Raw genomic sequence first — 9,824 nt, forward strand, 5'->3', positions numbered from 1 at the left:
GCGATACCTTTGGGCGTACAATCACCGTATTCCTCAACGCGCTTTGGGTCACATGACTCCTATTGAGAAACTCCGATGGTGGCAAACCGAGCGACCAGACCTCTTTGTTTCAATGGTAGATAATGTCGCTGGTCTTGACAAATAATGTCACTGGTTTTAACAATAAAACGATGAGCCGGATTGATCACTGCTGTATCATTGAGCTACCCAGGGTCACTGACCCACGTGGTTGCTTGACTTTCATCGAAGCAAACCGGCATATCCCGTTTAAAATTCGACGGGTATACTATCTCTACGATGTACCCGGTGGTGCGGAGCGGGGTGGCCATGCCCATAAGGCGCTTCACCAGTTCATTGTTGCGATGTCAGGTAGCTTCGATGTGGTATTGGATGATGGCATTCAAAAAAAGCGTTTTCATCTTAATCGCTCTTATTATGGTCTGTATATCTGCCCCATGATCTGGCGAGAACTGGACAACTTCTCCTCCGGAGCTGTCTGTATGGTTTTGGCTTCAGAGTTTTATGATGAAAGCGACTATTTACGCGATTACAACGCTTATCTTGCCACTTTGGGATTAAAATGAGCTCGATCCCATTTCTTGATCTTCGCGCTGCTTATCTGGAACTGAAAGAGGAAATCGATGCCGCTGTTGCTCGTGTCATGGACAACGGCTGGTATATCTTGGGGGAAGAGGTCGAAGCTTTTGAAGCCGAATACGCCGCTTATTGCGAAGCCCAATACGCCGTGGGTGTTGGCAATGGGCTAGACGCACTACGCCTTGCCTTATTGGCGATGGACGTCGGCCCTGGGGATGAAGTCATTGTTCCTTCGAACACCTATATTGCGACCTGGCTTGCGGTAAGCCAATGCGGCGCAACACCGGTGCCAGTTGAGCCCGATCCCGCCACTTACAACATCGACCCGCAACGGATCGAAGCGGCGATCACTCCGCGCACCAAGGTCATTCTGCCGGTGCATTTGTACGGCCAACCAGCGGACCTTGACCCCATTCTTGCTCTTGCCCGCCGTCATGGCCTGCGCGTGCTAGAGGACGCAGCACAGGCGCACGGGGCTCGCTACAAGGGGAAACGGATCGGCGCACACAGCGATGCCGTGGCTTGGAGTTTTTATCCTGGTAAGAATCTCGGAGCTATGGGCGATGCAGGTGCTGTAACGACCAATGACCCGGAACTTGCCGATTGCGTACGCGTGTTGCGCAACTACGGCTCGCGCATGAAATATCAAAACGAAATCATGGGATGGAACAGTCGTTTGGACCCCATTCAAGCTTCTATTCTTCGGGTCAAGTTGAAATATTTGGATGAATGGAATTTAAGAAGAGCAGCAATCGCCAATTTCTATTATTGTTTTTTTTCAGGCAATCAAGAAATTATATTACCTACCATTCTAGAATGGGTGCAACCAGCTTGGCACCTCTTTGTTGTGCGGTGTTCGCGCCGCGACGATCTTCAGAAGCGTCTTGCGCGCATAGGTATTCAAACCCTGATTCATTACCCAATCCCACCTCACCTTCAGCCAGCTTACGTAAACTTAGAATTTCAAGCAGGTTCGTTCCCCATTTCTGAACAATTGGCTCGCGAAGTGTTAAGCTTACCCATAGGGCCGCACCTAGATTTGATTCAGCTTGAGTTATTATTAGAAAAATTTTCGGCGTAATATGAGTATGGTACCTCGCTCTGCCTCCCCCGCTGAACTCGCCAAAGAAACGCTCCTCAGGCTAGCCGAAAAGCGGCTCCCCCCTACCCCTGAGCACTTCACCCGGATGTACTGTGCGCTTGCTGGCATTCCCGAGCCCATCCCCGAGCGGTTCCAAAAGCTCTTGGATCTGCCTTGGCACGACCTCATCCGCCGCCTGATTGCAGCCTGGGAGCTGCCCCACCGCGAATGGACCACAGAGATGAAGCGCCGTTCGCTCGAACGGGTCCTGGCTACCAAAAACCCCGAACGCCTGTTCGAGCGGCTCAGCAACCTTGTCGACGCGTGGAAACGGGCCCCCACCCGCGATCTGGATGCGTTCGGTGACAACGAATCCGAAGCAAACGCGCCGGAAACCGCTCTGCACGCACCCGCTCCGCTTTCAGAAATCAAGCAACCTGCTGAGTGCGAAACCCCTGCGCGCGAAAGAGTGGACCAGCTGGGCACTACCGATGCACCCCGTGACGACGCCGCTCTTTTGATCGCTGAACTTGCGCATCTCCTTGACGTGATTCTGCGCAATATCGCGCTCTTCACCCCCCATCCGGAGTGGCTCACCGGACAGATCGAAATCCTTCGCCAGGCGCTTCCTGAAAACCCGCAAACTCAAACCGATTTGGGGCCACTTCGCGAAGCCGAATTTCGCCTGGAAGAGACGCTCAACCGTCAGGCTGAGATCATTGCCGCGCGGCGCGCCGCCGAGGCGGAACTCAAATCCCTGATCGCCCACTTTCTTGACGAAATTGCTGGCGTAACGAACCTCTCCGCCGATTACCAGAAAGAGCTAGAGGCCGCTGCCGATGTCATCGAAAAGGCTTCCGACCTTGCCGAAGTCTCGCCGTTGCTGCACCGGCTCTTGCAAGAGACCCGCGCCATGCACGAAGAGATGCGCCGCTCGCATCGAGAATTGGCCGCAGCAAAAGCTCAAGCTGAAGAAGCGGATGCGCGGGTCAAAGCGCTGGAAGCGCAAATCGCCACCCTGAGCGCGCAAGTGGCCCGCGACCCACTCACAGGGCTTCTGAACCGGCGGGGGTTAGAGGAGGGTTTTGCGCGAGAGGCCAATCGCGCCCAACGCTTGGGTTCACCACTTTGTGCAGCGCTCTTAGACATCGACAATTTCAAGCAGCTCAACGACACGTTGGGTCACCAGGCTGGCGACGAAGCGCTCGTCTATCTGGCCCGAATGGCGCGCACCCATCTGCGTGCTCAGGATATCGTCGGCCGGTATGGCGGCGAAGAGTTCGTGTTGCTTCTTCCCGATACCCCGGTTGCCCAAGCCGCAGAGGTCATCCGACGGCTGCAGCGCATGCTCACCCGCGAACTCTTTTTCTACGGCGAGAGCCACCGCGTGATCACCTTCAGCGCAGGCGTCACCCCCGTTTTGCCGGGTGAAGCGTTGGAGACGGCGCTTGCGCGCGCCGACGCCGCAATGTACGAAGCCAAACGCAGCGGCAAGAACCGTGTCGCCGTCAAAAATCCCTAAAGCTTTTTCGTAACGTGCCGTAAACACAAACAAAGCCTGACCGCTTTCGATCAACGGGTTAAAAAAGTGAAAGGAGCCAACCATGAGCGTAATCAACACCAACGTCATGAGCCTCAATGCGCAGCGCAACCTTTACAAAACGGGACTCGACATGCAGACTGCGATGCAGCGGTTGAGCTCGGGGCTGCGTATCAACAGCGCGAAAGACGACGCTGCGGGGCTTGCAATCTCCGAACGGATGACCTCAGTGATTCGCGGCATGACCGTCGCGGTGCGCAACGCAAACGACGCGATCTCGATGGCGCAGGTCACCGAAGGGGCGCTTGGGCAAATCGGTGACATCCTGCAGCGGATGCGGGACCTTGCAGTGCAATCGGCGAATGCGACGAACTCCGCGGCAGACCGCGACGCGCTGCAAAAAGAGTTTCGGCAGTTGCAGCTTGAAATCGAACGGATCGGCCGCGATACCGAATTCAACGGGGTGAAGGTCCTCTCGGCGGCTACCGGTAACGCGGCGTTCGTCTTCCAAGTGGGGGCCAATTTCTCTGGGACCACCACGGCTAGCGGCTTTGATTCGAATGGCGTCTATTCCGCTGGCGGTGCCAGCACAATCACCGCTTCTGATAAGATCGGTTTCGACGCCCTCAGTATCTTCTCTTCGGGCAACGTCGGTTCCGCGATTGCGTCACCAAGCGGTGCGACCAACTCGCAAGTCACCATCTCCGGTGTTTCCGAAGCGCTTTCCGCAATCAGTGCAATCGATGCGGCGCTCAAAACGGTAAACGACATCCGCGCGACGCTCGGTGCGGTGCAGTCGCGCTTCCAGGCGACGATCAACAACCTGCAAGTGTCGATTGAAAACCTTTCGGCTTCGCGTAGCCGCATCCGTGACGCCGACTTTGCGCAAGAGACCGCGGCGCTGTCGCGCGCGCAGATCCTGCAGCAGGCGGGTGTCGCGATGCTCGCGCAGGCGAACGCCGCCCCACAAAGCGTGTTGAGTCTGTTGCGCTAAGCAACCGCGTAACATTCCGGCCTAGGCTCAGGCGGCGGCGCGCAGAAATCTTGGCGCACGCCGCCTTTCGACCATGAGGAGGCAACGATGAGCACGACGCCCGCTGTAGCGCTACCGCAACAGAGCGCCACGCAGATGGTTCGCGAGGTTACTCCGCCGCCTGTCGTACGGGGAACGGAAAGAGCCTTGGCTTCGCCGCAGCAAAGCGGCACCGTTTCTGGTACCGAGCGAATGACGCCGCAGCAGGGGACAATCAGCAACACCGCGGCGCAGCCGACAGCTGCAGCGCAGTCCAGCGCGCCACTCGATCGGCGAACCGTGGAAGAGGCTGTTCAGAAAGTGCAGAAAACGGTTGCGGCATTCAACAGCGCGCTGCAATTTCAGATCGACGAGGATACGGAAAAGCTGGTGATCAAGATCGTCGATACCAACACGAAAGAGGTAATCAAACAGATCCCGCCCCAAGAGGTCTTGGATATCGCCAAGGCTCTGGACAAACTGCAAGGATTGCTGGTGCGCGAAAAGGCGTAGCCACAAGTTGCCGCACGGCAAAGGAGGTGTACGATGGCCATCACAGCAACCGGAATCGGCTCTGGGCTCGACATCAAGGGGCTTGTTGCCCAAATGATGCAGATCGAGCGGCAGCCGCTTACCCGACTGGAAAACCGCAAAACCCAATTGGAAAGTCAGATTTCGGCGTTTGGCCAGGTCAAATCGGCAATCGCCGAACTCAAAACCGCGCTGGAAGCGCTTGGGAAAAGCGAAACCTTTGGCGCAGCCAAAGCCGCAGTTCCTGCAAACGCCGATTTTACTGCGGTAGCGAAAGCCGGCGCTGCGGTGGGCACCTACGATATCTCCGTGCAGCAGCTTGCTACCCAACAGCGGGTGGCAACGAGCGCCACGACCCAATTCGACCCCTCGGCCGGGGGTACGCTGGGTATCACCGTGGGCAGCACTACCGTCTCGCTCAATGTGGCAAGCGGCACCACGCTGCAGCAGTTGCGCGACCAGATCAATAACGCCAATGCCGGCGTTACGGCGACAATCATCAACAACGGTGGGGTAAACCAGCTCGTCCTCTCGAGCAAAGAGACCGGTGCGGCCAACGCCTTCACCCTCACCGGCACTGGAGCGCTTGCGGGGCTGAGCTTTTCAGACCCCAACGCCCTTCCCACCAACTCGAGCAGCACCCTCTACCGCGTGCAAAGCGCCCAAGATGCCCAGTTTACGGTCAATGGTATCAGCGTCACCCGCAGCAGCAACCAGATCAGCGACGTGATCGACAACGTCACCCTCACGCTCACAGGCGCCACCAATACGAGCAAAACGCTTTCCGTGACGCAGGATCTCGAGCCAGCGAAAAACGCGATCAAAAAGCTCGCCGATACTTACAACAACCTGATGCAGCAGATCGACACGCTCAGCGGCTATGACGCCGAGAAGAAGCGCCCCGGCGCCCTCTATGGAGATGCAAGCCTAAGAGGTTTGCGCAATCAGTTGCGGCAAGTGCTTGGGCAAGAGCTCACTGGTGTCGGCGCCTTTTCCCGCCTGCACGATTTTGGAGTGGAATTCGACAGCACCGGTCGAATGAAAATCAACGAGAGCAAACTCACCGACGCGCTCACCAACAATTGGCGGGACGTGGCAAGTTTCTTTGCAGGGGTGGGCAGCACCGAGGGGCTGTCGGCGCGGGGTGCTGCGCTTGCCGAAAACTACACCAAGAGCTCAGGTCTCATCGACTTACGGGTGAAGGGACTGCAGCAGTCGGTCAAGCTCATTGACAAACAACACGAAGCGTTGCAAGATCGCTTGGCACGCATCGAGGAGATGTATTTGCGCCAATTCAACGCGATGGATAGCATCGTCGGGCAGATGAATGCAACGAGCACCTATCTAACCCAGCAATTGGCGCGCTTCAATAACAACAGCTAGGAACGGCATTATGCTCAATCGCAATACCGGAGTCAGCGCATACCAGCAGGTCGACCTCGAAACGGCGGTGCAGACGGCCGACCCGCATCGCCTCATCCTGATGCTGTTCGACGGCGCGCTGATGGCGATCGCGCAAGCAGAAGTAGCGATCGAACAGCGCAACATTCCGCAACGCGCGGCTGCGATCAACAAAGCGATCGCGATCGTGATCGAAGGGCTGAAGGCCGCGCTCGATCCCGAGGCCGGAGGCGAACTGGCCGACCGTCTAGCAGCGCTCTACGATTACATCGCGGAGCGCCTCACCCACGCCAATGCGCTCAACAATGCCGCGCCGCTCAAAGAGGCGGCCAACCTGTTGCGCACCATCCGCGACGCGTGGGCCGAAATGCCGGAAGAGGCGCGAAAAAAAACCTACGCTACCTCCTAGGGACAGATGGTCACTCGCACCCCCTCTGCAGCAAAAAACCCGCCATACCAAGAGCTCGCAGAAGCATGTCAAGCGCTGCGGGATGCGCTTCAACGCAACGCGTGGGAAGAGGCCGAAGCGATTGCCCAGAAACTGCTTCCTCTGACCGCAGCCGATCGCGAAGCGAGCATGGAGGGAGCTGATGCGCCCGCGCGTCGCGACGCTCTGCGCGCCGCTATGCAGGCGCTTGAAGAAGCGCGCACCCACATCAACCCCGCTTACCAGAGTCTTCGCAAACTGCTCATCGCATGGAAAGCGCTTCCCTCTAAGCCCAGATGATCCCACCTGACCTGGCCGCCCGCATCCGCCTGCTCAACCAGGAATTGACGCAAGAAAGCACAACACCGCGCGTCGAGGCGCTGCACCGCATCACCCCGGTCAGTCCCGCGACGAGCGAACTGCCCAGCGCTTTGCAAGAGGGGCAGCGTTTTCAGGCCACGATACAGCGGCCGCTGCCTAACGGTACTTTTTTGGCGTTGGTGGCAAACCAAGAGATGACCTTGGCGATGGATCGTCCGCTGAAAGCGGGTGACACGCTGGAACTGGTGGTGATGCGTCGCGAAGGGAACCAAGTCTGGGCCCGAGAAGCGTCTGCCCCCGCCACAAGCTCGCCACCGCAGGTGTCTTCGAGCAACCCCGCGGCGCAAACGCAATTTTCGCAAACCGCGGCGCTCCTTCGCCAACTGATCACGACCGCAGAACCCCGAACGCCGCTTCCGGTATCGGTTGCTAGCCCACCATCCTTATCCGCGGCACGCTCCAATCCTTTACCCACACCTCAGCCAACCGCAACACCACCGCCCCCGGCACATTCCCCAATGCCAGCGCAGTCCACCGCCGCGCAGCAGGCACCGCCCGTAGCACAATCCCACACGCCAGCGCAGCCTATCTCCGCGCAGCAGGTAGCACTTCGCACCCTTACTTCGCTACGAACACCACCGGAAAGCCCTGCGCAAACAGGACAGACTACTGCGCACAATCCAGCAACCTCGCCTACTCTGGCGCGCTACCCCTTTTTAGCAGCGCTTCAGAATCTTTCAGAGAACCAACCGGTCCACGTGCTGCTTCGCTCGGTATTGTCCCCCGTCGACGCCCGACTCCAGCAAAACCACGCGCCACTCGTGCCGTCACAACTTGCCGATACCGTTCGCCAATCTGGTCTCTTTTACGAATCCCATCTGGCACGGTGGGTGCAAGGCAGCTATCCGATTACCGAATTGCAAGCCGAACCGCAGACCCAACGCCTTGCGATCGGTCAGGAGGCGACGATCGAACGGGATAGAGCCGCGGTGCAATCGGCGCTCGCGAGTGCGTTTGTCCCGCTTGCTGCATCTGCTCAAGCCGCAACACCCCGCTCAACCTCCCCTACGGACAAGCTCCTGGCATTGGTCCAACGCCTTTTGGGTGTGGAGTTGGGTAATGACAACGTGGACAACAACCCAGCGACCGCTTCGACCCGTGCCACACCAGGCGCTGCACAAACATCCCCAGCCGGAGAAGCCACCGAAACAACCGCCCAGGATGCTTTGCGGCAGTCGTCTGCCACGTCTGCGGCGCAAACGCCGATTCCTGAGCGTCTACTGCCACTCGTCCAACGGCAACTCGACGCACTGGCGTTTGGCCGTGTCGATCTCCTCTTTTCTGCGTGGCTTGGAACCGAGGTTCGCTGGGAGATCAGCGACGAAAACCGCGACAGCCGTCACTCCGGTTCCGAATCAGACGAACCGGCACCGATGTGGCGCTCTAAACTGACGATCGATTCGGAAACGCTGGGTAAGATCGCCTTTTGGGTCGAGATCGCACCGCACGGGATACAGGTGGCGATTGCTGCCGCATCCGAAGAGACCGCAACACTCCTCAAAGCGCGGATGCACGAGCTGCTTGCGGCGTTCGCAAACGACGAACTTCCGGTGCAGAAGCTCGAATGGCGCCCGTTTGTTGAAGCGGATGCTCTCTGATGGCCGAACCGAACGATACGCGCTCCCAACCGGCTCCCCGCCCGGCTGCGGTTGCGCTCAAATATCAACCGGGCGACAAAGCCCCTCGTGTCGTCGCCAAAGGCAAAGGGATCGTCGCGCAGCAGATCATCGCCAAAGCCAAGGAAGCGGGGGTTTTCGTCCATGAATCGCCGGAGCTTTTGGAGCTCTTGATCGGGCTCGACCTGGACGCCCGCATTCCGCCGGAACTCTATGTCGCGGTTGCTGAACTCTTGGCGTGGGTGTACCGTGTAGAGCAGCAGAAAAAGGGGGCCATGGGTAAATTGTGATATAAATGCAGGAGGAACACCCGATAACGATACGTTCGCAACCACGAAACACATGAGTTCAGCCCAGGAACCATTGCGCGTGGTCGATTTCGACCGCTACGCCGATCACATCGTCACGCATCCGAAAGAGATCGAGTTCATCTTGCGCAATTTGTGGCAGCAACGGACGAACCTTGGCCTTTTCGTTGCGCAGCGCTACGTGATGCCCACCCAGATCGTAGGTCTAGCGGATCACGCGCTGTTCCTTGATCTCAGTCAAAACGAAGCACTCAACCAAAGCGTAGTGGAAAAACCGGCGGTTTGCCAGGGAAAACTCGACGGCATATTGACCCAATTCGCGGTCGAATCGTTGCGTTTAGCGCATTACCAAGGCACGCGCGCCTTTCAAGCGTCCCGCCCAACCGGAATCCTCCGGTTGCAGCGGCGCGAGTATTTTCGCGTCCATGTACCACTATCCCACAACGTCGTGTGTAAAGTGAATACCGCTCCGCCCGGCGCACCGCCGCACCTCGTCCCGTTTCGCGTGCTCGACGTCAGCAATGGCGGTGTGGCGATCCTCATCCCGCCCGCTTCGTTGAAAGTCGCAGAAGGTCAAGTGTTTCACGATTCAATTTTGGTGATTCCCACTGTGGAGCCGATCCAAGTCTCGCTCGAGGTGCGCAACGTCTACCACATCACCAACCGCTTAGGGCAGTACGTGGAACGGGCGGGGTGCCGCTTCGTCAATCTGAAGCCCGCAGTCGAGAAGGCGCTGCAGCGCTATATCTTTACCGTTCAGCGCGAAATGCGCCTGCGCGACAATCACCATCCCTAACCGCCCTTGCATGACGGCGCACGCGTACTCAGCGCCTACTTGTCAGGTCCCATATCATTATATTCCCCGAAGTCGTGCTAAACTCTTCGAAGCGTACCGACTCCTTGAGCGCTTGTTCCAAGGCCGGAAAGCAT

Annotated in this window: 11 protein-coding genes and 1 pseudogene; all 12 read left to right on the forward strand. The window is 58.0% G+C overall.

The features are described 5' to 3' along the window. Positions 1 to 145: pseudogene (locus KUL93_RS10780) on the forward strand (IS481 family transposase); the annotation flags it as partial. A gap of 25 nt (positions 146 to 170) precedes the next feature. Continuing rightward, positions 171 to 584, forward strand: a complete 414-nt coding sequence (locus KUL93_RS10785; protein ID WP_217127058.1) for a sugar 3,4-ketoisomerase — start codon at positions 171 to 173, stop codon at positions 582 to 584. Further along, complete coding sequence (locus tag KUL93_RS10790; RefSeq protein ID WP_217127048.1) at positions 581 to 1,678, forward strand: DegT/DnrJ/EryC1/StrS family aminotransferase; 1,098 nt, start codon at positions 581 to 583, stop codon at positions 1,676 to 1,678. The genes KUL93_RS10785 and KUL93_RS10790 overlap by 4 nt, the downstream gene beginning before the upstream one ends. Before the next feature lies 1 nt (position 1,679). Next, positions 1,680 to 3,200 carry a GGDEF domain-containing protein gene (locus KUL93_RS10795; RefSeq protein ID WP_217127049.1) on the forward strand — a complete coding sequence of 507 codons (1,521 nt, stop codon included), beginning with the start codon at positions 1,680 to 1,682 and terminating at the stop codon, positions 3,198 to 3,200. A gap of 82 nt (positions 3,201 to 3,282) precedes the next feature. Further along, the gene (locus KUL93_RS10800; protein ID WP_217127050.1) at positions 3,283 to 4,212 is read left to right on the forward strand and encodes a flagellin N-terminal helical domain-containing protein; all 930 of its coding nucleotides are present in this window, start codon (positions 3,283 to 3,285) and stop codon (positions 4,210 to 4,212) included. Between the two features lie 87 nt (positions 4,213 to 4,299). After that, positions 4,300 to 4,743: a flagellar protein FlaG gene (locus KUL93_RS10805; RefSeq protein ID WP_217127051.1), complete on the forward strand. Its 444-nt coding sequence runs from the start codon at positions 4,300 to 4,302 to the stop codon at positions 4,741 to 4,743. Positions 4,744 to 4,776: 33 nt separating this feature from the next. After that, a complete protein-coding gene (gene fliD, locus KUL93_RS10810; protein WP_217127052.1) occupies positions 4,777 to 6,144 on the forward strand; it encodes a flagellar filament capping protein FliD in 1,368 nt (455 codons plus the stop codon). Positions 6,145 to 6,154: 10 nt separating this feature from the next. After that, positions 6,155 to 6,571, forward strand: coding sequence for a flagellar export chaperone FliS (gene fliS, locus KUL93_RS10815; RefSeq protein WP_217127053.1), 417 nt, complete (start codon positions 6,155 to 6,157; stop codon positions 6,569 to 6,571). Between the two features lie 6 nt (positions 6,572 to 6,577). Then, on the forward strand, positions 6,578 to 6,889 hold the full coding sequence (locus KUL93_RS10820) for a hypothetical protein (protein ID WP_217127054.1): 312 nt from the start codon (positions 6,578 to 6,580) through the stop codon (positions 6,887 to 6,889). Then, positions 6,886 to 8,568 carry a flagellar hook-length control protein FliK gene (locus KUL93_RS11625; RefSeq protein ID WP_217127055.1) on the forward strand — a complete coding sequence of 561 codons (1,683 nt, stop codon included), beginning with the start codon at positions 6,886 to 6,888 and terminating at the stop codon, positions 8,566 to 8,568. Before KUL93_RS10820 ends, KUL93_RS11625 begins: the two co-directional genes overlap by 4 nt. Beyond that, positions 8,568 to 8,876, forward strand: a complete 309-nt coding sequence (locus tag KUL93_RS10830) for an EscU/YscU/HrcU family type III secretion system export apparatus switch protein (RefSeq protein WP_217127056.1) — start codon at positions 8,568 to 8,570, stop codon at positions 8,874 to 8,876. The genes KUL93_RS11625 and KUL93_RS10830 overlap by 1 nt, the downstream gene beginning before the upstream one ends. A gap of 52 nt (positions 8,877 to 8,928) precedes the next feature. Then, the gene (locus KUL93_RS10835) at positions 8,929 to 9,690 is read left to right on the forward strand and encodes a flagellar brake protein (RefSeq protein WP_217127057.1); all 762 of its coding nucleotides are present in this window, start codon (positions 8,929 to 8,931) and stop codon (positions 9,688 to 9,690) included. The last annotated feature ends 134 nt before the right edge of the window (positions 9,691 to 9,824 follow it).

This window comes from Hydrogenophilus thiooxidans, from assembly GCF_019049855.1.
Taxonomy (GTDB): Bacteria; Pseudomonadota; Gammaproteobacteria; order Burkholderiales; family Rhodocyclaceae; genus Hydrogenophilus; species Hydrogenophilus thiooxidans.